This is a genomic window from Tardiphaga sp. vice154 (genome assembly GCF_007018645.1).
GTDB lineage: Bacteria > Pseudomonadota > Alphaproteobacteria > Rhizobiales > Xanthobacteraceae > Tardiphaga.
This window is the reverse complement of sequence record NZ_CP041399.1, coordinates 811,806-834,843: the sequence shown is the minus strand read 5'-3', so window position 1 is coordinate 834,843 and position 23,038 is coordinate 811,806. Positions and strand designations below refer to the sequence as shown.

The 23,038-nt window shown below is 65.7% G+C and carries 21 protein-coding genes and 1 tRNA gene; 5 read left to right on the top strand and 17 right to left on the bottom strand.

The genetic code is table 11. The annotated features are described in order from the left end of the window. The first annotated feature begins 46 nt into the window (after positions 1-46). Positions 47-604 (top strand): gamma-glutamylcyclotransferase, encoded by a 558-nt coding sequence (locus tag FIU28_RS03950; RefSeq protein WP_143571786.1) that lies wholly within the window; start codon positions 47-49, stop codon positions 602-604. Positions 605-783: 179 nt separating this feature from the next. On the opposite strand, the gene FIU28_RS03945 is transcribed toward FIU28_RS03950, so the two are convergent. The 4 genes from FIU28_RS03945 to ftsE all read right to left on the bottom strand — a co-directional run bounded on the left by FIU28_RS03945 (position 784) and on the right by ftsE (position 4,031). Continuing rightward, positions 784-1,557 (bottom strand): lysophospholipid acyltransferase family protein, encoded by a 774-nt coding sequence (locus FIU28_RS03945; RefSeq protein ID WP_143571785.1) that lies wholly within the window; start codon positions 1,555-1,557, stop codon positions 784-786. A 10-nt stretch (positions 1,558-1,567) separates the two neighbouring features. Beyond that, positions 1,568-2,290: a YdcF family protein gene (locus FIU28_RS03940; protein WP_143571784.1), complete on the bottom strand. Its 723-nt coding sequence runs from the start codon at positions 2,288-2,290 to the stop codon at positions 1,568-1,570. A gap of 101 nt (positions 2,291-2,391) precedes the next feature. Then, positions 2,392-3,363 carry a cell division protein FtsX gene (locus FIU28_RS03935; RefSeq protein WP_143571783.1) on the bottom strand — a complete coding sequence of 324 codons (972 nt, stop codon included), beginning with the start codon at positions 3,361-3,363 and terminating at the stop codon, positions 2,392-2,394. An 8-nt stretch (positions 3,364-3,371) separates the two neighbouring features. Beyond that, the gene (gene ftsE / locus FIU28_RS03930; RefSeq protein ID WP_143571782.1) at positions 3,372-4,031 is read right to left on the bottom strand and encodes a cell division ATP-binding protein FtsE; all 660 of its coding nucleotides are present in this window, start codon (positions 4,029-4,031) and stop codon (positions 3,372-3,374) included. Between the two features lie 142 nt (positions 4,032-4,173). Here ftsE and FIU28_RS03925 point away from each other — a divergent pair, with 142 nt between their 5' ends. Together FIU28_RS03925 and FIU28_RS03920 are read left to right on the top strand one after the other, a co-directional pair. Further along, complete coding sequence (locus tag FIU28_RS03925) at positions 4,174-5,025, top strand: MJ0042-type zinc finger domain-containing protein (protein ID WP_143571781.1); 852 nt, start codon at positions 4,174-4,176, stop codon at positions 5,023-5,025. A 24-nt stretch (positions 5,026-5,049) separates the two neighbouring features. Beyond that, positions 5,050-5,427, top strand: coding sequence for a response regulator (locus FIU28_RS03920; protein ID WP_143571780.1), 378 nt, complete (start codon positions 5,050-5,052; stop codon positions 5,425-5,427). Between the two features lie 121 nt (positions 5,428-5,548). On the opposite strand, the gene FIU28_RS03915 is transcribed toward FIU28_RS03920, so the two are convergent. The 4 genes from FIU28_RS03915 to argH all read right to left on the bottom strand — a co-directional run bounded on the left by FIU28_RS03915 (position 5,549) and on the right by argH (position 11,540). Continuing rightward, positions 5,549-8,107: a TIGR02302 family protein gene (locus tag FIU28_RS03915; protein WP_143571779.1), complete on the bottom strand. Its 2,559-nt coding sequence runs from the start codon at positions 8,105-8,107 to the stop codon at positions 5,549-5,551. Positions 8,108-8,405: 298 nt separating this feature from the next. After that, the gene (gene lysA / locus FIU28_RS03910; protein WP_143571778.1) at positions 8,406-9,671 is read right to left on the bottom strand and encodes a diaminopimelate decarboxylase; all 1,266 of its coding nucleotides are present in this window, start codon (positions 9,669-9,671) and stop codon (positions 8,406-8,408) included. 5 nt (positions 9,672-9,676) lie between these two features. Further along, entirely contained in the window at positions 9,677-9,958 is a 282-nt protein-coding gene (gene lptM, locus FIU28_RS03905; RefSeq protein ID WP_246660855.1) for an LPS translocon maturation chaperone LptM, read from the bottom strand. 181 nt (positions 9,959-10,139) lie between these two features. Beyond that, complete coding sequence (argH, locus tag FIU28_RS03900; RefSeq protein ID WP_143571776.1) at positions 10,140-11,540, bottom strand: argininosuccinate lyase; 1,401 nt, start codon at positions 11,538-11,540, stop codon at positions 10,140-10,142. A 110-nt stretch (positions 11,541-11,650) separates the two neighbouring features. Here argH and tlpA point away from each other — a divergent pair, with 110 nt between their 5' ends. Further along, positions 11,651-12,322 (top strand): thiol:disulfide interchange protein TlpA, encoded by a 672-nt coding sequence (gene tlpA / locus FIU28_RS03895; protein WP_441351291.1) that lies wholly within the window; start codon positions 11,651-11,653, stop codon positions 12,320-12,322. A 191-nt stretch (positions 12,323-12,513) separates the two neighbouring features. After that, positions 12,514-12,873 carry a DUF1428 domain-containing protein gene (locus FIU28_RS03890; RefSeq protein WP_143571774.1) on the top strand — a complete coding sequence of 120 codons (360 nt, stop codon included), beginning with the start codon at positions 12,514-12,516 and terminating at the stop codon, positions 12,871-12,873. 3 nt (positions 12,874-12,876) lie between these two features. Here FIU28_RS03890 and FIU28_RS03885 read toward each other — a convergent pair whose 3' ends face one another. The 9 genes from FIU28_RS03885 to FIU28_RS03840 form a co-directional block, all read right to left on the bottom strand. Beyond that, positions 12,877-13,071: a putative motility protein gene (locus FIU28_RS03885; protein ID WP_143571773.1), complete on the bottom strand. Its 195-nt coding sequence runs from the start codon at positions 13,069-13,071 to the stop codon at positions 12,877-12,879. A gap of 323 nt (positions 13,072-13,394) precedes the next feature. Then, positions 13,395-14,084, bottom strand: a complete 690-nt coding sequence (locus tag FIU28_RS03880; protein ID WP_143571772.1) for a response regulator — start codon at positions 14,082-14,084, stop codon at positions 13,395-13,397. Next, positions 14,081-16,804: a sensor histidine kinase gene (locus FIU28_RS03875; RefSeq protein ID WP_143571771.1), complete on the bottom strand. Its 2,724-nt coding sequence runs from the start codon at positions 16,802-16,804 to the stop codon at positions 14,081-14,083. The genes FIU28_RS03880 and FIU28_RS03875 overlap by 4 nt, the downstream gene beginning before the upstream one ends. A gap of 128 nt (positions 16,805-16,932) precedes the next feature. Next, entirely contained in the window at positions 16,933-17,538 is a 606-nt protein-coding gene (locus tag FIU28_RS03865) for a K(+)-transporting ATPase subunit C (protein WP_143571770.1), read from the bottom strand. Between the two features lie 10 nt (positions 17,539-17,548). Beyond that, positions 17,549-19,612 (bottom strand): potassium-transporting ATPase subunit KdpB, encoded by a 2,064-nt coding sequence (kdpB, locus tag FIU28_RS03860; RefSeq protein ID WP_143571769.1) that lies wholly within the window; start codon positions 19,610-19,612, stop codon positions 17,549-17,551. A gap of 13 nt (positions 19,613-19,625) precedes the next feature. After that, complete coding sequence (kdpA, locus tag FIU28_RS03855; protein ID WP_143571768.1) at positions 19,626-21,329, bottom strand: potassium-transporting ATPase subunit KdpA; 1,704 nt, start codon at positions 21,327-21,329, stop codon at positions 19,626-19,628. 69 nt (positions 21,330-21,398) lie between these two features. Further along, entirely contained in the window at positions 21,399-21,488 is a 90-nt protein-coding gene (locus FIU28_RS03850; RefSeq protein WP_143571767.1) for a K(+)-transporting ATPase subunit F, read from the bottom strand. Between the two features lie 317 nt (positions 21,489-21,805). Beyond that, positions 21,806-22,765 (bottom strand): DUF2778 domain-containing protein, encoded by a 960-nt coding sequence (locus FIU28_RS03845; RefSeq protein ID WP_143571766.1) that lies wholly within the window; start codon positions 22,763-22,765, stop codon positions 21,806-21,808. A 175-nt stretch (positions 22,766-22,940) separates the two neighbouring features. Next, positions 22,941-23,025, bottom strand: a tRNA-Leu gene (locus tag FIU28_RS03840). Positions 23,026-23,038: the final 13 nt, after the last annotated feature.

The window sequence follows — 23,038 nt, the reverse complement described above, 5'->3', positions numbered from 1 at the left end:
GCCCAGCCGCGTCGCAGCAAACGGCGGTTTCTGCTAGGTCCGTAGCATGAAAGCGATCATTACCGGCGAATCGGAATCCGACGGCGAGCTCTGGGTGTTCGGCTATGGCTCGCTGATGTGGCGGCCGGGCTTCGACTTCGTCGAGCAGGCCCCCGCGCGGCTGATCGGCGAGCACCGCGCGCTGTGCGTCTATTCCTGGGACCACCGCGGCACGCCGGAAAAGCCGGGCCTCGTGCTCGGCCTCGACCGCGGCGGCGCCTGCCGCGGCATCGCGTTCAAGGTCGAAGCTGCCAAGCGGGCGGCGACCATCGCGTATCTGCGCGAACGCGAGCAGACCACCGGCGTCTATCATGAGGTGATGCGATCCGTTTGGCTCGAGAACGACGCGCGCCAGCGGGTCAGCGCGCTGGCCTATGTGGTCGATCGCGGCCATGTGCAATATGCCGGACGGCTGAGCCTGCAGGAGCAACTGCATTTCGTGAAACAGGGCCACGGCCGCTCCGGCGCCAACCGCGATTACGTGCTCTCGACGGTGAAGGCGATCGAGGCGGAAGGTTTCAGGGACCAGAAGCTGCACCAGTTGGCCGCGATGCTGCAAAGCTAGCTTGGTGCGGCGGCGCGCCTTCTTCCTTCTCCCCTTGTGGGAGAAGGTGGCTTCGCGAAGCCAAGACGGATGAGGGGTAATGCTGGGTTCGGTGTTTACGGCACCCCCTCACCCGTCTCGAACATGCTCCGCATGTTCGATTCACCCTCTCCCACAGGGGGAGAGGGAAGGAAGAAAGATCAGCTCTCTTTCGCAGCCACATTCGGCACCCGGCCGAACAGCTCCGCCTGCTCGACGCGGGCGGCGGCGACGATGCGGTTGGTGGCTTCCTCGATCCGGGTGCTCATCGCGACGATGAATTCCTTGCGACCGAGGCCGGCCGGCAGCGGATCGAGGAACTCCACGACCAGCGTGCCGGGATAGCGCAGGAAGGTGCGGCGCGGCCAGAACAGGCCGGAATTCAGCGCCACCGGCAGGCACGGCACGCCCGAATTGACATAGATCTGGCCAACGCCGGTCTTGTAGTCCGGCGGCGCCTCGACCGGGGTGCGGGTGCCCTCCGGGAAGATGATCAGTTGCCGGCCGCTCTGCACTTCCTTCGGCGCGCGGCGCGCCATGTCCATCAGCGAACGCATGCCCCCTGCGCGATCGACGCCGATCATCTTCGACTTCATCAGGTACCAGCCGAAGAAGGGAATCCACGCCAGTTCTCGCTTGTAGATGAAGAGCGGCGCATCGAAGAACTGCATCAGCGCGAAGGTTTCCCACATCGACTGGTGCTTGGAGGCGACGATCAGCGGCCCCGCCGGAATTTTCTCGAGGCCGCGATATTCGGTCCGGGTGTTGCAGACCACCCTCATCAGCCAGACGCTGCTGCGCGCCCACGCCTTTGCGACCGCCATGAACGCGCGCGGCGGCATCACCATGGTCGGGATGGCGACCAGGATCCAGAACACCAGCAGCACGTAGAACAAGACGTTGTAGATCAACGAACGCACGAAAATCGAGGTCATGGCCATCCGTTCAATTGGCGGAAATGCGCGCCGGGGGTCGTCGCGGCGCCTCTGTTTGCTGCGTGGCCCACTCCCGCGTCAAGTCGAGCCCGGCGCCGGCCAGCCTCACGCGCACTTCGGCAGCGAGATATTTGGCGTATTCCGACAACAGCAGCCGCAAGGTCGGCGCGCTGAACCACCAGGGTTCATCGCGCCACTTGTCGCCGATCACCGAGAATGGAATCAGCTCGATATCCGGCATCTCGTGCGACAATTCGACGATAGCACGCGGCATGTGATAGTTCGACGTCACCACGATCAGCGAGCGGAAGCCGCGCTCATGCGCCCAGCGCCGCGTCTCCACCGCATTGCTGCGGGTGTTGACCGCCGAGCGATCGAGATCGACGCAGCAGGTCAGGAGCTGTTCGCTGTCGGGCAAGGAGCGCGCCAGATCGCTGACATTGTTGGTCGGATGCACGCCGGAGATCAGCAGGCGCTTGCCATACCCATTGGCGAGCAGTTCGATCGCGTCCGAAACCCGCGACGAGCCGCCGGTGAGCACGACGATGCCGTCGGCATTGGCGGAGGGCTTGATTTCGCCGCTGCGCAACTGCGAGAGAAAACCGATGAAGCCCACCGCACCGACCATGAAGCCGAGCGCAAACAACACCACGATGGTTGCGCGCACCACGCGCCGACGCGGCGGCGCAGCCACGGGGGCATCGATCGGATCCTGGTCGGTCGGCGGCAACATGGCGGCTTGGTACAATTCTCCCACGATAGTCTAGATAATTTCGCCGGGGCTGGCGATGCCAGCGCCGTTCCGTTTCAAACGCATCTGCCTGGCGACACGCCTCATTCGATATCGTTCAGCGTCGAAAACAGCGTGCGCCGCGAGGCCCAGGCGGTGATCCCGGCGATCAGACAGGCCTGCGCAGCCAGCGCCAGATAGCCGGACGGCCGCAGCGCGAAAGTGCCGAGCAAGGCTGCGAACTGGTCGCCCACCGGAGTGCCGGAAAACCAGCCGGCGATCGATTCCGAGAAGCCGAAGGCCAGCATCGCCACCCCGCCGCCGATCAGCCCGCCCTGCAGGCCGAGCCGCAGGAAGTGCCGGAAGAACCGGTTGGCGATGAAGCGGTCGGTGGCGCCGACGAAATGCAGTACCTCGACGATCGGCCGGTTCGCGGCCATCGCGCCGCGGGTGGCGAACGACACCGAGATCAGGGTGGCGATGATGACCAGCGCCAGAATGCCGATGCCGGCCAGTACCGTCGCCCCGGTCATCGAGCGCATCCGCTCGATCCATGCGCGGTGGTCGTCGACGCTGGCATTGGGCGCGACCTGGGTGACGCGGGCCCGCAGCCCGGCAATATCGAGCGTGGTGCCCGGCATCAGGCGGGCCACGATGACACGCGGCACCGGCAGGTCGTCGAGCGACAGGCCGCTGCCGAGCCAGGGCTCCAGCAGGCCGGCGGATTCCGCCTTCGTATAGGGCCGCACTTCGACGATCCCCGGCTGGCCGCGGACGGCCTCGGCCACCGCCTGCGTATCGCGCTCGAGATCGCGGCCGGGCAGCGGCTTGACCTGGATGGTGATCTCGCTGGCGACCTCGGACTGCCATTCCGACGCCGAGGCGGAGACCAGCAGCACCGCGCCGGTGGTCAGCGACGCCAGGAACGTCATGATCGCGACCACCGCGACCAGCGCGCGGCCGGCGATCGAGCCGCGCGGCACGATCGGCGAGGTATTGCGCGCCTTCACCGGAACCTGCGGGGTATCGTGCCCGAGATCCATCAGCGCGTCGTGGTCGTCGCGAGATCTATTCATCGACCTGCCTATTCATAAATATGCAGCCGTCCCTGATGCAGCACCATGCGGCGCGCATCATACTGGTCCATCAAGGTAATATCATGGGTGGCGATGATCACCGCGGTGCCGGACTTGTTGAGCTCGATGAACAGCCGCAACAGCCGGCGGCCGAGCGTCGGATCGACATTGCCGGTCGGCTCGTCGGCGAGCAGCAGCAGCGGCCGGGCGATCACCGCCCGCGCGATCGCGGCGCGCTGCTTCTCGCCGCCGGACAGGATCGGCGGCAGCGCGTCCATGCGCTCTCCGAGGCCGACCCATTTCAGGAGGTCGATGACCTCGCGGCGGTAGCTGGATTCGTCGCGGCCCATCACCCGGAACGGCAAAGCCACGTTTTCATAAGTTGTCATGTGGTCGAGCAGACGGAAATCCTGCAGCACGATGCCGATGCGCTGGCGCAGATCCGCGATCTCGTCCTTGCCGAGCTGCGAGATGTCATTGCCGAACAGATTGACCAGGCCGCGGGTCGGCCGCATCGACAGGAACAACAGCCGCAGCAGCGACGTCTTGCCGGCGCCCGAGGGGCCCGTCAGGAACTGGAACGAGTGCGCGGGGATCTGGAAATTGAGGTCGCGCAGAATTTCCGGGCCAAGCCCGTAGCGCAAGCCGACATTTTCGAACCGGACCACATTCAGCTCCGTTCGATGGGGTACGAGACGGCTCCATGACCGTCGATGGGGAGACCGTAATTCGGTTGTGCGACCGTTATGGTTTCCGATTCGTTAACAGTCATCTTGTAACCTGCAGGCCATGTCATCGGCGACCCGCTCCATGCATATCGTTTGCCCCAATTGTACGACATCCTATGCCGTCAATCCGGCTACCTTTGGCGACGCCGGTCGCCAGGTGCGCTGTGCGCGCTGCAAGGAGATCTGGCTGGCGCAGCCGGAGGACCTGGCGCGCGCCAAAGTACCGGCGATGGCCGAGCCCGACCCGAACGAGGACATGAGCGCCTGGGGTATCACAGAGGACGAGGCCGACGAGGCCCCGGCCGCGGTGCCGCAGATCGAAAGCCCGTCGATCTCGGCGGAACAGCTCCCCGAGGCCGCCGCTCCCGTGACGGACGCCGACTGGACCGCCATGGCCCGGGACGAACCCGTCGCCGGGCCGCGCTTCGGCCGCAAGTCGCGGCTGTCGCCGCTGCGCCGGCTAGCCCCGAAATTTTCGCTACGCCTGCCTTTTTTGCCGCGGCTGAGCCTTTCCACGGCCTGTTTCGGCATGGCGGCCCTGGTCCTGGCCTTGCTGTTCTGGCGCGTCGACATCGTCCGAATGATGCCGCAGACCGCCGGCTTCTATCAGTTGGCAGGTATTCATGTGAACCTGCGCGGGCTGTCGTTCAACGACGTCAAGGTCTTGACCGAGACGGTCGATGGCAAGCCGGTGTTGGTGATCGAGGGCAATATTGTCGGCGACAGCAAGACCGTTCCGGTGGCGCTGCCGCGGCTGCGCTTCGTGGTCCGTGACGCCAAGGGTACCGAGATCTATGCTTGGAACGCGGTCCTGGAGCAGCAGGGCCTCAATCCCGGCGACAAGGCCTGGTTCCGCTCGCGGCTGGCGTCGCCGCCGCCGGAAGGCCGCAGCCTCGACGTGCGCTTCTTCAACAAGCGTGACCTGGCGGGTTGAGTTGCGCGGACGTTGCAGGGAGTGGTGATGCGTATCCTGATTGCCGATGACGAAGAATCGATGCGCGTGCTGGTGGCGCGCGCCATCGCGCTGGACGGCCACGAGATCGTCACCGCGCAGGACGGCGCCGAGGCGCTGGAAATCCTGACCGATCAGGACGGCGCGTTCGACCTGCTGCTGACCGACATCAAGATGCCGGTGATGGACGGCATCGCGCTGGCTTTGGCCGCGGCGCGGGATTTTCCCGAGGTCATCATCCTGCTGATGACCGGCTTCGCCGACCAGCGCGAACGCGCCTCGGGATTGAACGCCATCGTGCATGACGTGGTGACGAAGCCGTTCTCGGTGGCGGATATCCGCACCGCCGTGGCAGATGCGCTGGCGTCGAAGGCGCAGAAATAGGCCTTTAAGCGACAGCGTTGCAGTTCTGACATCCCCTCTCCGACAAGCAAAGCGAAGCCTTGCGAAGGCGGGAGAGGGTGGCCGCGCGCAGCGCGGTCAGGAGAGGGGAAGAAAGAAGCCCTCAATAATCCTTCAGCAGCCGCTCGATATAGTCGAGTTCGAGCTGCGGGCGGGCGGTGTCGCCGAGGCGGCGGCGGAGTTCTTCCAGAATTCTCCGCACCCGCTGCACGTCGATCTCGCCGGGGATTTTCACGCTGAGATCATCGCCAAGGTCGCGGCCCTGCAGCGGGCGGCCGAGCGGATCGGTCTGGCGGCCGGCGCCCTGCTGGCGACCGGGATTGTTGCCGGGACCGTCCTGCTGGCCTTCGCCCTCGCCGGGCTGCATCGCCTGCGCCAGCTTCTGCGCGCCCTTGCGCAGCGCATCAAGCGCCTTGCCCTGCGAATCGACCGCGCCGTCGGCATTGCCGTCGCCGAGCCGGCCATCGGCATCGCCCATCGCCGAATCGGCCTCGCCCAATCCGTCACCATCATCGCCATCGCCGGGATCGCCCTGCTGGCCCTGTTCGCCCTGCCCGCTCTGGCCCTTTTGGCCTTTCTCGCCCTTTTGGCCCTTCTGTCCCTGGCCCATGCCCTGCTTGGCCAATTGGTCCTGCAGCTTCTTCAGGCGGTCGCGCAGGCTTTTCTGGTCCTGCTGCAGATCGCCCATGCCCTGCTCGCCCGGCTTGGCCTGGCGCTGGCGGCGCTGCTCGCGGGATTCCTGGCCCTGCTTGAAGGTCTTGTCGCGCAATTGCTGCTGCTTGCGGATCATGTCGCCGAGTTCGTTCAGCGCCTGCTCCATCTCGCCGTCGCCCTGCTGGCCGGGCTGCGCCATCTGCAGGTTTTCCAGCATCTGCTGCATCTGTTCGAGCAGCTGCTTGGCGGCGTCCTTGTCGCCGGAGCGCGACAGCCGCTCCATACGCTCGATCATGTTGTTGAGGTCCTGCTGCCGCATCACCTTGGTGTTCTTGTCGAGCGGACGCGCCAGCTGCTGCGGATTCTCCTTCATCTTCTCGGCGAGATGCTTGAGGAAATTATCCAGCGCGGCGCGAAGATTTTCCGTGAGCTTCTTGATTTCCTCGTCGCTGGCGCCGCGTTCCAGCGCCTGCTTGAGCGCCTCCTGCGCGGCCTTCAGCGCCTTGTCGACGTCGGTGATGTCGCCGTCCTCGATGGTCACGGCGAGCGACCACAGCGAGGCCACCACCTCGCGCAACGCCGCATCGGTGCGGGCGCGGTCGAGCTGGCTCATCACGCTGCGCAGGCCGAGATACTGCCCGGCCTCCGGCGTGAAAGCTTCCGGCGCGATCATCATCGCTTCCAATGCGACGCCGATCTGGCCGCGCTGGTTGGCGTCGAGCGCCAAGATCCGGCGCTGCTCGATCAGCGCGCGCGGCAGCGGCTTGGTGAACAGCCGCTCCGGCAGCCGGGTGGCGAACGGTTCGCTCTGGCCCTCATTGCCGGCCTCGTCCTTGGCGGTCAGGGTCAGCGTGACGTCCGCCCCGGCATAGGGGTCTTCCGAGAGGTCCTTGACCGTCTGGCCGACGCCGTTGCGGGTCCGCGCATTGGGCAGCACCAGCGAGAATGACGGCGGCTCGAACAGCGGCCGCGGCTTGGCCCCCCGGGCGTCGGACTCGCGGGCGGCAAATTGCGCGCGGGCTTCGGTGACGCCGTAATCGTCCTCGAGCCTGTAGGACATTTGCAGCGACCCGCGCGCCTGGCGCTCGGGGTCCCTCGCCAGCGCGATGCTCGGCGGGCGGTCGCCGGTGGCGGTGAATTTCCAGACCGGCTGGCTGGCCGGCGCACGGACATGCGCGGTGCCGTCGGTGGTGATGGTGAAATGCCGCTCGCTGGTGCCCTTCGGGGCCTCCGCCGTGGGGGCGACCTCACTGATGCCGCCGGTCAGCGCGACATCGAGCGTGCCGCCGCTGGAGCGCACGATCAGCGTGCTGCCGGCCGGCACCGGCAGCAGATTGGCATCGGCGGCGTCCTTGTTGGCGGCGGAAAGAATGATCGGCGCACGCCCGGTATAGGCCGGCGGGGTCACCCAGGCATCGACGCGGACATTGCTCGGCGGCAGCACGCCCTGCCAGTTGAACGCGGCCATGATCCGCGCGCCGTGCTCGCCCGACGCGGCAAACCAGGTGGCAAACAGCAGCACCGCGACCAGTGCGCGCAGCGCCCAGGGATCGTGGATGGCGAGCCGCGGCGACGGCAGGCCGGCGCGGATCTTGTCGAGCGAGGCCAGCGTGCGCTCGCGCTGCACCAGCCACAGCGCGCGCGCCACCGGGTCCTGCGTCGCCAGCGTGTCGCTCAGCGCCGTGGCCGGGCGATGCCGGATGCCGGTGCCGCGGTCGAGCCGGGAGAGGCCCTCCTCGCGCGACGGCCAGCGGAACTTGACGAGCGGGATCAGCGTCGCCAGCGCGGCGAGCGCAAACAGCACCAGGCCAATGGCGCGGGCCACCGACGGCAGCATCAGCCATAGCCCGGCCCAGGACGCCACCAGGAACAGGCCGACCACGCTGAGCAGCCGGCCGAGATGCGGCCACGATCGCTCCCACGCAATGGCGATCCGCGCACGCTGCAGCGCCTGCGCAAGCTCCGGCTCAGGTCGGGATGGGGCGAGGTCGGGGGGCGTGGCGCTCACGACGATCTCCGAAGGTTACGGCACGACATCCTAGCACGGCGGCGGCAATGAGGCGCGGTCCGCCGGGCAGAGAATGGCCATGCAAACGGTGAGCCTAAGGGGATTCGCGGGGAATGGGGTCACGAAGGCGTGAGGCCAACGGCGATACCTTCGCTGGAAGGAAATCGGCGCGGCGGTTAGCTCCCCTCCCCCTTGCGGGGAGGGGTTGGGGGTGGGGGTGCCGCGGGCGACGGCGTCTGTGGCTCCCCCCCTCCCCGACCCTCCCCCGCAAGGGGGGAGGGAGCTACAGCGTTTCAGCTCACAGCCACGGCGCAGGCTTGTCCATCGCGATCAAATCCTCGATCTCGACGCGGGGGCGGACCACGGCATAGTGCTCGCCATTGACCAGCACTTCCGGGATCAGCGCGCGGGTATTGTACGTCCCGGCCTGCACCGCGCCATAGGCGCCGGCGGTCATCACGGCGATCAGGTCGCCGGGCTTCGGCAAGGGCAGGCTGCGGTCGAGCGCCAGATAGTCGCCGGTCTCGCAGACCGGCCCAACGACGTCAGCCACGATCATCGGCGCGCCGGGGGCCGGCTGCACCACCGGCAGGATCTCGTGATAGGCCTCGTACAGCGTCGGGCGGATCAGGTCGTTCATCGCCGCATCGATGATGACGAAATTCTTGCCGTCGCCATGCTTCACATAGATCACGCGCGCGACGAGAATACCGGCATTGCCGACGATCAGCCGGCCCGGCTCGAACATCAGCGTGCAGCCGAGATTATGCGTGACGCGTTTGACCATCGCGGCATAGGCCGCGGGCTCCGGCGGCACCGCGCGGTCTTCATAATACGGAATGCCGAGGCCGCCGCCGAGATCGACGTGGCTGATCGTGTGGCCATCGGCCCGCAACACGCCGACGAAATCGGCGAGCAGCCGGAACGCGGCTTCCATCGGCGCGAGATCGATGATCTGGCTGCCGATATGCATGTCGACGCCGGTGACCTGGATTCCCGGCAGGCTGGCTGCGCGGGCATAGACGGCGCGCGCGCCGCTCAAGGGAATGCCGAACTTGTTCTCGGACTTGCCGGTCGTGATCTTGGCATGGCCGCCGGAATCGACGTCCGGATTGACGCGGATCGAGATGCGGGCAATGCGGCCCATTTCGGTGGCGATCGCCGACAGCAGTTCGAGCTCGGGCTCGGACTCGACGTTGATGCACAGGATGTTTTCGGCGAGTGCGGCGCGAATTTCGTTGGCGGTCTTGCCGACGCCGGAGAACAGGATCTTGTCGGGCGGAATGCCGGCGGCCAGCGCCCGCTTCAATTCGCCACCGGAGACCACATCGGCGCCGGCGCCGAGCTTCGCCAGTGTGCGCAACACGGACTGGTTGGAATTGGCCTTCATCGCGTAGCAGACCACCGACTTCACGTCGCTGAAGGCTTCGCTGAACACGCGAAAATGCCGCTCCAGCGTGGCGGTCGAATAGCAATAGAACGGCGTGCCGACGGCCTCCGCCATCGCGGCCACATCGACGCCCTCGGCGTGAAGCACGCCGTCGCGATAGTCGAAATGTCGCATGGCGCCTAATCCAGCAGCGGATCGAGGACGAACGCGCGCTTGCGGCCGCGCGCGGCCGATGGCTGCGAATCGTCGCCGCTCGACGTCGAGAACAGCGCCGTACCCTTGCCGGCCGCCGAATTGGCGTCGGGATTGATCGTGGGCTCGGACGAAGCACTCGGCTGCAAATTACCCTGCGGCGGCAGGTCGAGCCCGCCCTTGCGGCCGCAGCCGACCAGCGCCAGCGCGGAGACGGTCAAAACAAGCAGGGCCCAGCGCCTGGAGGCGGGGCGGGTCGAACAATTCACGGCAAAATCCCCAAATGCGCGGGCACCATACAAAGATTGGGCGGCTGTGGCGAGAGGTCCCGTCGTCCCCGCGAAAGCGGGGACCCATAACCTCAGGCGCCGTAACTAAAATACCGCAGCTTCCGTGTCCTTATTGAGGAGACGGAGGCTATGGGTCCCCGCTTTCGCGGGGACGACACGCCTATTTCTTTTCTTTTTCCAGACGCTTGGACCACGCCTTGGCCTGCGCCAGGACGTTTTTCGGCGCGGTGCCGCCGTAGCTGACGCGGCTTTTCACCGAGGATTCCACCGACAGCACCACTAGCGCCGCCGCCGTGATCTTCGGCTCCACGGCCTGCATGTCCTTCAATGGCAGCTCATGCAGCGCCACGCCGGCCTTGGTGGCCAGGCCGACGATCCTGCCGGTGACGTGATGGGCGTCGCGAAAGGGCATTTTCAGGGTGCGGACCAGCCAGTCGGCCAGATCGGTTGCGGTGGCATAGCCCTCGCCGGCAGCGGCGTGCATCTTCGCCTCGTTCGGCACGAGGTCGCGGACCATGCCGGTCATCGCGCGGATCGCCAGCGACAGCGCCGAAAACGCCTCCATGGCGCCCTGCTTGTCCTCCTGCATGTCCTTTTGATAGGCCAGCGGCAGGCCCTTCATCACGATCAGGAGCCCGGTCAGCGCGCCGATCACCCGGCCGGTCTTGGCGCGGACCAGTTCGGCGGCGTCCGGATTGCGCTTCTGCGGCATGATCGAGGAGCCGGTGGTGAATTTGTCCGAGAGCCGCACCAGACCGACCAGCGGCGAGGTCCAGATCACGATTTCCTCGGCGAAGCGCGACAAATGCACGGCGGCGATCGACGCGGCCGACAGCGTTTCCAGCACGAAATCGCGGTCCGACACCGCATCCAGCGAATTGTTCATCGGCCGGTCGAAGCCCAGCGCACGGGCGGTGGCGTGGCGGTCGATCGGGAACGAGGTCCCGGCGAGCGCCGCAGCCCCCAGCGGGCTTTCATTGAGCCGCTTGCGGGCGTCGGCAAAACGGCCGCGGTCGCGCGCAGCCATTTCCACATAGGCCATCAGATGGTGGCCGAAAGTCACCGGCTGCGCGGTCTGCAGGTGCGTAAAACCGGGCATCACGGTGCCGGCATGCTCCAGCGCGCGATCGACCAGCGCCCGCTGGAACGCGGCAAAGGCCTCGTCCAGCACATCCAGCGTATCGCGGACGAACAGCCGGAAGTCGGTCGCGACCTGGTCGTTGCGCGAGCGCGCGGTATGCAGCCGGCCCGATGCCGGGCCGATCAGCTCGCCGAGCCGGCTCTCGACATTCATGTGAATGTCCTCGAGCGCGCGCTTGAAGGTAAACGAGCCCTTGGTGATCTCTGACAGGATCGTGTCTAGACCGCCGGCGATTTGTTTCGCATCCTTGGCGGTAATAATGCCCTGGGCGGCGAGCATGGCGGCATGCGCCTTGGACGCCGCGATATCCTGGGCGTAGAGGGCGCGATCGACATCGATGGAGACGTTGATCTCCTCCATGATCGCGTCGGGGTTCTCGCCGAACAGGCCGCCCCACATCTTGTTGCTCGTGCCTGCCATGCTGTATTCCCGACCTGCTTCGTGTGACCGGCCGCGCGGACGATGCGCTGTTGCCGGTCGCCTCCTATATGCCTCTGCATAGCCGTATCTGACACCGGATGACAAACGATATGCCCGACGTCACGCCCTCCCCCGCCCGGCCGATGCGCCGCCGTGCTCTCGTGCTCGGCGCAGTCGTGGTCGGCGCCATCGCGGGCTATGCCGGGGTTTCCTACCTGAGCGACCGCGCGCCCTCCGGCGATCCCTCGTGCCAGCCGGCCGTGGCGCTATCCAAGAGACTGGCGCCGCTGGCGCGCGGCGAGGTCGCCGCCCTGACGATGGCCACGGCGCCGCTGAAGCTGCCGGATCTGGCCTTTGTCGACGGCGAGGGCCAGCCGAAAAAACTCTCCGACTGGCGCGGCAAGACCGTGCTGGTGAATTTGTGGGCGACCTGGTGCGTGCCGTGCCGCAAGGAAATGCCGGCGCTGGACGAATTGCAGGGCAAGCTCGGCGGCGCCGATTTCGAGGTGGTGGCGATCAACATCGACACCCGCGATCCGCAGAAACCGAAGGCCTTCCTGAAGGACGGCAATTTGACGAAGCTCGGCTATTTCGCCGACGCCAATGCCAAAGTGTTCCAGGACCTCAAGGCCGTCGGCCGCGCGCTGGGGATGCCGACCTCGGTGCTGGTCGATGCCAAGGGCTGCGAAATCGCCACCATCGCCGGCCCCGCCGAATGGGCCAGCGAGGACGCGCTGAAACTGGTCCGGGCTGCCGTGAAGCCCGCTGCGGCGGGGATGTAGGCGCCTATCCGTCGCGACGCGGCCAGGTGGCCGCTCCCCGGGATGAGGGAGATTGTGGCGTTGCGCCACATCTGCAGGGAGAGACCGACATTCCCAGTATCGCGCACCGTTGTCGGAAACGGAAAGGCTCACACGTCTTCGGGTGAAGCCCGGCGCCGTGCGCCGCTGCTCGTGTCAGGAAGGAGTTCGATATGCCCTATGTCGATGGCTTCATCGTGCCGGTGCCGAAAGATCAGCTCGGCGCCTATCGCAAGCTGGCGCGCGTGGCCTGCAAGGTGTGGATGGAACACGGCGCGCTGGATTATCAGGAATGCGTTGCCGACGATGTGGCGGTCGGCAAGGTCACGTCGTTCCCGCGCAGCGTGAAGCTGAAGCCGGACGAGATCGTGATCTTCTCCTACATCGTCTACCCGTCACGCAAGGCGCGCGACCGGACCATGGCCAAGGTGATAAAAGACCCACGCCTGGCCGAGATGATGGATCCCAAGGCGATGCCGTTCGACGGCAAACGGATGATCTTCGGCGGTTTCAAGCAGATCGTGAGTGCATAGTAATCAGGCGGCGATATCGACCTGGCCGCCGACGCCGGCCGCGAGATTGGCCTGCGAGGACTGCTGGGCGGCGCCGAGAAGCGTCAGTACCGTGGATTTCTCCATGTCGGCGTTCGACTTCATGATCGTCGCGCCGATCTGCGACTGCGTCTTGCCCGCCTGCAAGGCGAGCGCACTGGCAACCAGGGCCATATCCATATCGTATACTCCGTACTGCCGATGAATATAGAAGGGCAACCGTTAACGAATGTTTCCGGACCATCTTCAAAGTCACCGGCCCCACCCGCCGGCCATCTGCCTTTCGCGCGCCGCAAACCGAGGCGCTTGTTGATGTCATTGAGATCGAAGGTGGCGATCTTCATGACTTTCAGAGACACTTAAAGACCGCTGAAAAAGAAAGAGCCGCGCGGGCGTTACACCGCGCGGCCTCTTTTGCGACTGCCGGGTGCGCCGGTTCCGTCTGCCGCACTAACAATGCCGGACCCTGTGAAATGTTCCGGTGCCGGTCAGACGGGCATCTGTCAGTCCGCAGTCCGGAAGCGATAACCTATTCCGGTTTCGGTCAGCACGAAGCTCGGCCGCTCCGGATCGGGCTCGATCTTCTGGCGCAACTGCCGAACGTAGACGCGCAGATATTGCGCGTCGGTGACTTCGTCCCATAATTCCTTCAGCAGGAAGCGATGCGTCAGCACCTTGCCGGCGTGCTGCACCAGCACGCGCAGCAAATCATATTCCTTCGGCGACAGCTTGACGTCGCGGTCGCCAATCTTCACCAGGCGGCGCACCAGATCGACCGTCAACTCCCCGGCCCTGAACACTGGCCGCTCGCCCTGCACCTGCAACTGGTGGCGCAATGCTGCGCGCAGCCGCGCCAGCAACTCGTCCATGCCGAACGGCTTGGTCAGATAGTCGTCGGCGCCGAGATCGAGCGCCTGCACCTTGCCGGCCTCGTCGCCGCGGCTCGACAGCACCACGATCGGCACGTGGTCGTTACGGGCGCGGATCATGCGCAGCAAATCATGGCCCTGGATGTCCGGCAGGCCGAGATCGAGGATGATCAGCGCCGGATCCTCCGCCAGTCTCTCCAGCGCGATCTTGCCGTTGGAGGCTTCGAGGATGTCGTAGCCCTGCGAGCCCAGCCCCATGCGCAGCAATTTTCGGATCGGCGGCTCGTCGTCGATGACGAGAACCTTGATGGCGGCGGCATTCATGCGGCGGTATCCAGGGCTTCGCGGGCTGGCGGGATCGGCAGGCGGATGGTCAATACCGCGCCGGAGCGGTCGGTGCGGTTGGCGGCCTCGATGGTGCCGTGCATGGCTTCGACGAAGCCACGCGCGATGACGAGGCCAAGCCCGGTGCCGGGCGGCACGTGGTCGCCCTTCTGCGCGCGATAGAATTTGCCGAACACGCTTTCCAGATCGCCATGCGGAATGCCGGCGCCTTGGTCGATAATTTCCAGCGCGACGCTGTCCCGGTCGCGCCGCGCCCGGATCGTGATCGCGGTATCTGCCGGCGCATATTTGGCGGCGTTGTCCAACAGGTTGAACAGCACCTGCTCGAACAGCACCGCATCGAGCCGCAGCATCGGCAGGGCCGGCGCGAGATCGAGGGTCACGGAATGCCGCGTCAAAATCTTGGCGGCGCGGCGCAGCACGCTGCCGATGATGTCGCCGAGATCCAGCAGCGAGGTCTGAGGGGCGACCGCGCCGGATTCCAGCCGCGTCATGTCGAGCAGATTGGCGATGAAACGGTTCAACCGCTCGGATTCGTCGATCACGGTGGTGAGCAAGTCGATCCTTTCAGCCTCGCTGAGGTTCGGAGCGAGATCGCGTAGCGTGCTGGCGGCACCGAGTACCGAGGCAAGCGGTGTCTTCAGGTCATGCGAGATTGACGTCAAAAGCGCCGCCCGCAGGCGATCTGATTCCACGTTGCGCTGAGCCCGGTCCATGTCCTCGACCAGTTGCACGCGCTCGATCGCCAGAGCGCCCTGATCGACCAGTGCGTCCAGAAGCCGTCGCTGATCCGGCGTCAGCAGCGGCCCGGTGCGGTCGTCGTCGATACCGATCACGCCGATGGGGCCGCGCCCGGTACGCATCGGCAGGAACAGACGCTTCGCGCCGGGCAGCGTATCGGAGCCGCGGCCGGCGGGGCGATCATTGTTCCAGGCCCAGTTGGCGGCGGCGAGATCGGCGCTGTCGAGTTCGTCTTCCGGCGGATAGCCGGCCTTGACGGCAATGACGCCCTGCTCCGGCAGCAGCAGCACGACGCGCACTTTCAACATCAAAGCGATCTGGTAGGCGGTGGCCCAGAGCACGTCGTCCAGCTTGGCGGTGCCGGCCAGCTTGCGGCTGAAAGCGTACAGCGATTCCGTGGTGCGGACGCGACCGAATGCCGAGACGGCCTGGGTGCGCACCCTTGCGGCGACATTGGACACCAGGATGGCGATCAGCATGAAGAAGAAGAACGCCGCGATATTGGTCGGGTCGGTGATGGTGAACGTATAGACCGGCGGCAGAAAGAAGAAATTGTAGCACAGCGACGCCACCACGCTCGCGACCATCGACGGCCACAGCCCGTAGCGCACGGCGACGCCAACCACCGCGGTGAGGAATACGAGATCGACATTCTCGATGCCGACCAGCGGCTGCAGCAGCCGGGCGACACCGAGCGACAGCGCCACGATCGCCAGCGCCGCCAGATAGGGTTTGACGTCGAACGGCTCGACGCGCTGCGCCGCCTGCACGGTTTTCTTCGCCAAAGGCTCGGCATTGAGCGCCTCGCCGGCGATGACATGAACGCTGATATTTCCGGAGCGGCGCACGAGGTCGTGCACCACCGAACCGTGCAGCAATTCGAAGGCCAGGGAGCGCGACGCCTTGCCGACCACGATCTGGGTGACGTTGTTGGCGCGCGCATAGCCCAGCAGGTCGTCGGCGATTCGCCGCCCGGCGCCGGGAATCGTCAGGGCCTCGCCGCCCAGCGCCTCCGCCAGCCGCAGCGTGTCGGCCAGCCGGTCGCGCTGCTCTTCGGTGAGTTGCAGGCTGCGCCTTGTTTCGATCGCCACCGCGGTCCATGGCGCATGCAGCCGGTCGGCCAGGCGCTTGGCGGTCCGCACCAGGCCGGCCGAGCGCGGATCCTCGCTGATGCCGACCAGAATACGCTCGCCGGCGGCCCAGGGACCGGAGATGGCATTGGCCTGCATATGGGTGAGCAATTGCTCATCGACCCGCTCGGCGGTGCGGCGCAACGCCAGCTCGCGCAACGCGGTGAGATTGCCCGGCGAGAAATAATGCTCCAGCGCACGCTCGGCCTGTTTAGGCACGTACACCTTGCCCTCGCGCAGCCGCTGGATCAGATCGTCCGGCGTGAGGTCGATCAGCTCGATGGCATCGGCACCGTCGAACACCGAATCCGGCACGGTCTCGCGCACCCTGACATGGGTAATCTGGGCGATGACGTCGTTCAGGCTCTCGATGTGCTGGATGTTGACGGCGGTGTAGACGTCGATGCCGTGACTCAGGAGTTCGGCGACATCGAGATAGCGCTTCGGGTGCCGGCTGCCCGGCGCGTTGGTATGGGCGAGTTCATCGACCAGCGCGATGGCGGGCCGCCGTGCGATGATCGCATCGAGGTCCATCTCCTCGAGGGTCTGACCCTTGTGGTCGAAGCGGCGGCGCGGGATGACTTCCAGCCCGGCGAGCAGCGCTTCGGTCTCCGCCCGCTTGTGCGTCTCGACCACGCCAACCACGACATCGACGCCGGCCTTGCGCCTGGCGTGGGCGCTTTGCAGCATCTCAAAGGTCTTGCCGACGCCGGGTGCAGCGCCGACAAAGATCTTCAGCCGGCCCGCGCGGTCGTCCTCGCGCCGCGCCGCTTCGAGAAGCGCGTCCGGCGAGGGGCGTTGATCGGGGTCGCGGTGCTGATTTGCCATACGGCAATATAGTCTCCGCTCGGGCTGCAGCCTAGATCGATGCTTCAGCCATAGGGTGGGCGAAGCGAAGTGTGCCCACCGTTAGAGATGGTGGGCACGGCGCAGACGCGCCTTTGCCCACCCTACGATTACTTCGCTGCCGCTGCATCCAGCGCCAGATTGAGCGCCAGCACATTGACGCGCGGCTCACCCAGCAGGCCAATGAAGCGCCGCTGGGTGTTTTCCGTCACCAGTTGGCGGACCCGGTCCTCGGGCAGCTTGCGCGCGCGGGCTACGCGCAGAACCTGGAACAACGCCCCTTCCGGCGAGATGTCGGGGTCGAGGCCGCTGCCGGAGGTGGTCACCAGATCGATCGGCACCGGCATGGCGGGGTTCTCCGCCTTCAGCTTCGCCACATCTTCCTTGATGCGGTCATTGAGCGCCTGGCTGGTCGGGCCGAGATTCGAGCCCATCGAATTGATCGCATTGTAGGGCTGTGGCGCGGTCTTAGTGGCGTCCTTGGGGTCGGGCCCGGTGGTCGCCGAGGGGCGACCGTGGAAATACTCGTCGGTGGTGAATTCCTGGCCGATCAGCGTGGAGCCGACGACCCGGCCGTCGCGCTCGATCAGGCTGCCTTCGGCCTGTTTCGGGAAGATGACACATGACACCGCGGTCATGCCGAGGGGATAGATCACGCCGGTGATGACGGTCAGGCCAAGCAGCACGACGATGGCGGGACGAAGTTCTTTCAACATGACTTTCTCCTCAGACCAGATGCAAAGCGGTGACCGCGAGGTCGATCGCCTTGATGCCGATGAACGGGACGATGATGCCGCCGAGGCCATAGATCAGCAGGTTGCGGCCGAGCAGCGCGCCGGCGCCGATCGGGCGGTAGGCGACGCCGCGCAGCGCCAGCGGAATCAGCGCGATGATGATGATCGCGTTGAAGATGATCGCCGACAGGATCGCACTCTGCGGGCTGTGCAACCGCATGATGTTGAGCGCGTCGAGCTGCGGGTAGAACGCCAGGAAGATCGCCGGGATGATGGCGAAGTACTTGGCGACGTCGTTGGCGATCGAGAACGTCGTCAGTGCACCGCGCGTCATCAGGAGCTGCTTGCCGATCTCGACGATCTCGATCAGCTTGGTCGGGTTCGAGTCGAGGTCGACCATGTTGCCGGCCTCGCGCGCGGCTTGCGTGCCGGTGTTCATGGCGACGCCGACATCGGCCTGCGCCAGCGCAGGGGCGTCGTTGGTGCCGTCGCCGCACATCGCCACCAGCTTGCCCTTGGCCTGCTCGTCGCGAATGAGCTGCAGCTTGTCCTCCGGGGTCGCCTGCGCCAGGAAGTCGTCGACGCCGGCCTCGGCGGCGATCGCCGCCGCGGTCATCGGGTTGTCGCCGGTGATCATCACGGTGCGGATGCCCATCGTGCGCAGCTCGGCGAAGCGTTCGCGGATGCCGCCCTTGACGATGTCCTTCAGGTGGACGACGCCGAGCAGCTTGCCATCACGGGCGACTGCCAGCGGCGTGCCGCCGGCTTTCGAAATCTCGTCCGCAATCGCCTGGATCTCGCGCGAACTATCTGTGGCGCCGCCGACATAGGTCAGGATCGAATCCACCGCGCCCTTGCGCACCGACGAGCCCGACGCATCGACGCCGCTCATGCGTGTCTGCGCCGTGAACGGCACGAAGGTGGCGCCGAGCTCGGCCATGTCGCGGCCACGGATGTTGTACTTCTCCTTGGCGAGCACGACGATGGAGCGGCCTTCCGGGGTCTCGTCGGCCAATGATGCGAGCTGCGCGGCATCGGCCAGCTCCTGTTCGGTGACGCCGCGCACGGGGCGGAACGCGGTGGCCTGGCGATTGCCCAGCGTGATGGTGCCGGTCTTGTCGAGCAGCAGCGTGTCGACGTCGCCGGCGGCTTCCACCGCGCGGCCGGACATCGCGAGCACGTTGAAGCGCACCAGCCGGTCCATGCCGGCGATGCCGATCGCCGACAGCAGCGCGCCGATCGTGGTCGGGATCAGCGTCACGAACAAAGCGACCAGCACGACCACCGAGATCGAGCCGCCGGCGTAAGCCGCGTAGCTCGGGATCGTCACGGTGGCGAACACGAAGATGATGGTGAGGCCGATCAGCAGAATATTCAGCGCGATCTCGTTCGGCGTCTTCTGCCGCGCAGCACCTTCCACCAGCGCGATCATGCGGTCGATGAAGGTCGAGCCCTGCGCCGCGGTGATTCGGACGCGGATCCAGTCCGACAGGACCTGCGTGCCGCCGGTGACGGCGGAACGGTCGCCGCCGGATTCGCGGATCACGGGGGCAGACTCGCCGGTGATGGCTGCCTCGTTGACCGAGGCGACGCCTTCGATCACTTCGCCGTCGGACGGGATGTTGTCGCCGGCTTCCACCAGCACGACATCGCCGACCTTCAGGCTGGTACCCGAGACCATGCGGTAGCTCCGGTCACCGGCGTTGCCGGTCATCAGCTTGGCCTGGCTTTCGGTGCGGGTCTTCTTCAGCGATTCCGCCTGCGCCTTGCCGCGGCCTTCGGCAACCGCTTCGGCGAAATTGGCGAACAGCACCGTGAACCACAGCCACAGGATGATCTGGAACGCGAAGCCCAGATCCTCCCCGCCGGTGAACAGGTTCTTGATGAAGATCACCGTGGTCAGCGCGGCGACGACCTCGACGACGAACATCACCGGGTTCTTGATCATCAGGCGCGGATCGAGCTTGCGCAGCGCCGAGCCGATGGCGGGCCCAACGATCTTGGCATCGAGCATGGCCGAGACCGGCACCCGCTTCTGCAGTTTCAACGTTTCCATGGCAGGTCTCCGATCAGAACAAAGTATGGGCGGTCATCGCGAGATGCTCGACGATCGGCCCGAGCGCGAGCGCCGGGAAGAAGGTGAGACCGCCGATGATCAGGATGACGCCGACCACCAGGCCGATGAACAGGCCGCCGGTGGTCGGCAGGGTGCCCGCCGACGCCGGGATCGATTTCTTCGCCGCCAATGACCCCGCCAGCGCCATCGCCGGCACGATCATGAAGAAGCGGCCGACGAACATCGAAGAGGCCAGCGTCAGATTGTAGAAGAAGGTGTTGCCGGTCAGACCGCCGAACGCCGAACCATTGTTGCCGGTCGCCGATGTGAAGGCATACAGCACCTCGGTAAAGCCGTGCGGGCCGGCATTGGCCATCGACGTAACCGCGGAAGGCAGCACCACAGCGACCGCGGTCCAGCCGAGATACATCAGCGGCAGCACCAGGATCGCGAGCATCGCCATCTTCACTTCGCGCTGCTCGATCTTCTTGCCGACATATTCCGGCGTGCGGCCGACCATCAGGCCTGCGACAAAGATCGCCAGCACGACGAACAGCAGCATGCCGTAGAGACCCGCGCCGACGCCGCCGATGATGATCTCGCCGAGCTGCATGTTGATCAGCGGGATCATGCCGCCGATCGCGGTGAAGGAATCATGCATCGCATTGACTGCGCCGCACGACGCCGCCGTGGTGACGACCGCAAACAGGCTGGAGGCTATGATGCCGAAGCGCAGCTCCTTGCCTTCCATGTTGCCGCCGGTGAGGCCGAGATCGGCCAGGCCGGTGGTGCCGGAGGCTTCGGCGCCGTAAGTGATCGCGACGCCGGCGAAGAACAGCACACCCATCACGCCGAGGATCGCCCAGCCCTGCTTCTCGTTGCCGACCATGCGGCCGAACACGTTGGTCAAAGCGGCGCCGAGCGCGAAGATCGAGATCATCTGGATGAAATTCGACAGTGCGGTCGGGTTCTCGAACGGATGCGCCGCATTGGCATTGAAGAAGCCGCCGCCATTGGTGCCGAGCATCTTGATCGCGACCTGCGACGCCACGGGGCCTACCGCGATGGTCTGCTTCGCGCCTTCCAGCGTGGTCGCATCGACATAGGCGCCGAGCGTCTGCGGGATGCCCTGCCAGACCAGGAACAGCGCATAGACGATGCAGATCGGCAGCAGCACATAGAGCGTGCAGCGGGTCACGTCGATCCAGAAATTGCCGATCGTCTTCATCGACGAGCGCGAGAAGCCGCGGATCATGGCGATGGCCAGCGCGATGCCGGTCGCGGCCGACAGGAAGTTCTGGTGGGTCAGGCCGACCATCTGGGTGAAATAGGACAGCGTGCTTTCGCCGCCGTAGTTCTGCCAGTTGGTATTGGTGACGAACGACATCGCCGTGTTGAACGACAGGTCTTCCGCCACCGCGGCCTGGCCCGCCGGGTTGAACGGCAGCACCGCCTGCAGCCGCATCACGGCGTAGATGATGAGGAAGCCGCCGACATGGAAGAACAGCACGGCGAGGGTGTAGGTCAGCCAGTGCTGCTCGCGCGTCTCATCGACGCCGGCCATCCGGTACAGCCCGTTTTCGACCGGCCGCAGGATCGGCGACAGAAACGTCCGCTCGCCGTTGAAGACGCGGGTCATGTAGCCGCCGAGCGGCTTCACCAGCGCGACGACGACCGCGCCGTATAAAAGAATTTGTATCCAGCCAATCAGGGTCATGGTGGCGAGCTTTCAAAGTTGCGCGTGATCTTTTCCGAAAACCGGGTTCCACTTTTAGGGATCACGCGGTCAAAACCGTTCGGGGCGCAGCAGCGCGTAAGTCAGATAGATGAGCAGTCCGGCAGACACGATGCCGGCGAGCGTGTAATCGAACATCATGATTGCAGCCTCACAGCCGTTCGCAGGCGTAGGCGTAGCCCGCCGATAAAATGAAAAAGCCGAGCCCAAGGGCCAGCATGGCGATGTCCAGCATGGGGAAACTCCTGTCCGCGAGGCGGACGCGGGTCCGCCGTCATGCACGCACAGATGCCGCGGACGGCGTAGGTTTTCGAGATGGTGGATCTGCCGAAGATATAGGAAAGCCATAAAGGCGGGCGGCCCTGAGGCCGCGCAGCTCGCAGCGCGCGAGGGGACCCGACCGCCGGATACGCGGTGCGGCCAATGGTCAGCAACACGCGATTTTTGCTAAAGCCCGGCTATGTCTTCCGGGCCAGCCGGGTCGTATCGTCCCTGATGCTTTTCACCACGACGAGCCGCTTGATGTCGCCGCTGTGGTACGCTTTCAGGAACGCATCATAATCCTTGAACGACACGCAGCCATTCGACTGGCCGTTTGGCCCCAGCAGATAACTGTGAGCCAAGAGCCCGTTTCGACCGAACAGCTCACCCTCTCCCACCGGCTTCATCCGCAACGCCTGGACACCGTGAAACAGCTTCTCCCGAAGGCTGAGCTCGTAGACGTTGGGCGGCGTGGCGCCCCGGTCCCGGACGTGGACGTTGTCAACATCGTCCATCAGGTCGCCGAATCCGGAATGGGCTTCCAGACGGGTGCCATCGGGCATGTGAACAACCCGCGCGGTGATGTCGTAGACCGCGGTCTGCTCGCCATAGGCCGACAGATCGACCGGCTTTTCCTGCCCATTGCCTAGCAGGCCGCCATCGGGATTGATCGATGCCAGTTGCAGGCCGGGCGGCAGCATGGCGAAGACGTTTCGGACGGCGGAGCTGACGTCAAAGCTTCCGCCCGTCATGGGCTGCGCAGCCAGCCGCCCGCCATCGGCGATGGCACCGGCGATCGGCGGTCGGGATCTCGGAATGGGGACTTTGGGACCGGGATCGGGCGCGATGGACGGCGCCTCGGTGGCCGATGGCATCGTCGTGCCGCGCAGTTGCTCGGCAAGCTGGGCTCGTGCCCGGCGCAACCCGGCTTCCCGCTGCTGGTCCAGGACAAGTTCATCGGGGTAGCGAAGCGCGAAAGCGATGCGCTGCGGCGTCGCCTGCGGGGCTACGGCGGGCGTCGGCGTCGACAGCCAGTCAGGGGCCAAAGCGGCGGCGACCGCCGCGACCAGCACGGCGGCGCCGAGGAGCGAAGCCCGCGCCAGCGCGATCGGGCGCTGTCTGCGGCCATAAGCCCTCGTCTGCTGTGCTACATCCATCACGCCGCCAGACCCGCCGATATCCAGCGACAGATTAGGAGAGAATGGTCGTCATCGCAATCTTCCGCAGCGGGGCTGATCCCCGCCTTCCGGATAGGACCGATTGCCTAGCGATCCCGTCGCGGGGCGTCGTGGCGGTCGGGCCGTCGAGCTGTTATGGACAATTGCGGATCGATGGTGCCCCTGGCCGGAATCGAACCAGCACTCCTTGCGGAACTCGATTTTGAGTCGAGCGCGTCTACCAATTCCGCCACAGGGGCCATCGCGCCGTCG

What these genes read in the sequence shown, in the direction of transcription:
- FIU28_RS03935 (WP_143571783.1), bottom strand. Translation starts at nt 3,363, where the DNA reads ATGAATAGATCTCGCGACGACCACGACGCGCTGATGGATCTCGGGCAC.
- FIU28_RS03885 (WP_143571773.1), bottom strand. Translation starts at nt 13,071, where the DNA reads ATGGATATGGCCCTGGTTGCCAGTGCGCTCGCCTTGCAGGCGGGCAAG.
- FIU28_RS03945 (WP_143571785.1), bottom strand. Translation starts at nt 1,557, where the DNA reads ATGACCTCGATTTTCGTGCGTTCGTTGATCTACAACGTCTTGTTCTAC.
- FIU28_RS03925 (WP_143571781.1), top strand. Translation starts at nt 4,174, where the DNA reads ATGCATATCGTTTGCCCCAATTGTACGACATCCTATGCCGTCAATCCG.
- FIU28_RS03850 (WP_143571767.1), bottom strand. Translation starts at nt 21,488, where the DNA reads ATGATGTTCGATTACACGCTCGCCGGCATCGTGTCTGCCGGACTGCTC.
- FIU28_RS03875 (WP_143571771.1), bottom strand. Translation starts at nt 16,804, where the DNA reads ATGGCAAATCAGCACCGCGACCCCGATCAACGCCCCTCGCCGGACGCG.
- FIU28_RS03950 (WP_143571786.1), top strand. Translation starts at nt 47, where the DNA reads ATGAAAGCGATCATTACCGGCGAATCGGAATCCGACGGCGAGCTCTGG.
- kdpB (WP_143571769.1), bottom strand. Translation starts at nt 19,612, where the DNA reads ATGGAAACGTTGAAACTGCAGAAGCGGGTGCCGGTCTCGGCCATGCTC.
- tlpA (WP_441351291.1), top strand. Translation starts at nt 11,651, where the DNA reads ATGCCCGACGTCACGCCCTCCCCCGCCCGGCCGATGCGCCGCCGTGCT.
- argH (WP_143571776.1), bottom strand. Translation starts at nt 11,540, where the DNA reads ATGGCAGGCACGAGCAACAAGATGTGGGGCGGCCTGTTCGGCGAGAAC.
- lysA (WP_143571778.1), bottom strand. Translation starts at nt 9,671, where the DNA reads ATGCGACATTTCGACTATCGCGACGGCGTGCTTCACGCCGAGGGCGTC.
- FIU28_RS03940 (WP_143571784.1), bottom strand. Translation starts at nt 2,290, where the DNA reads ATGTTGCCGCCGACCGACCAGGATCCGATCGATGCCCCCGTGGCTGCG.
- FIU28_RS03880 (WP_143571772.1), bottom strand. Translation starts at nt 14,084, where the DNA reads ATGAATGCCGCCGCCATCAAGGTTCTCGTCATCGACGACGAGCCGCCG.
- FIU28_RS03890 (WP_143571774.1), top strand. Translation starts at nt 12,514, where the DNA reads ATGCCCTATGTCGATGGCTTCATCGTGCCGGTGCCGAAAGATCAGCTC.
- kdpA (WP_143571768.1), bottom strand. Translation starts at nt 21,329, where the DNA reads ATGACCCTGATTGGCTGGATACAAATTCTTTTATACGGCGCGGTCGTC.
- FIU28_RS03865 (WP_143571770.1), bottom strand. Translation starts at nt 17,538, where the DNA reads ATGTTGAAAGAACTTCGTCCCGCCATCGTCGTGCTGCTTGGCCTGACC.
- FIU28_RS03845 (WP_143571766.1), bottom strand. Translation starts at nt 22,765, where the DNA reads ATGGATGTAGCACAGCAGACGAGGGCTTATGGCCGCAGACAGCGCCCG.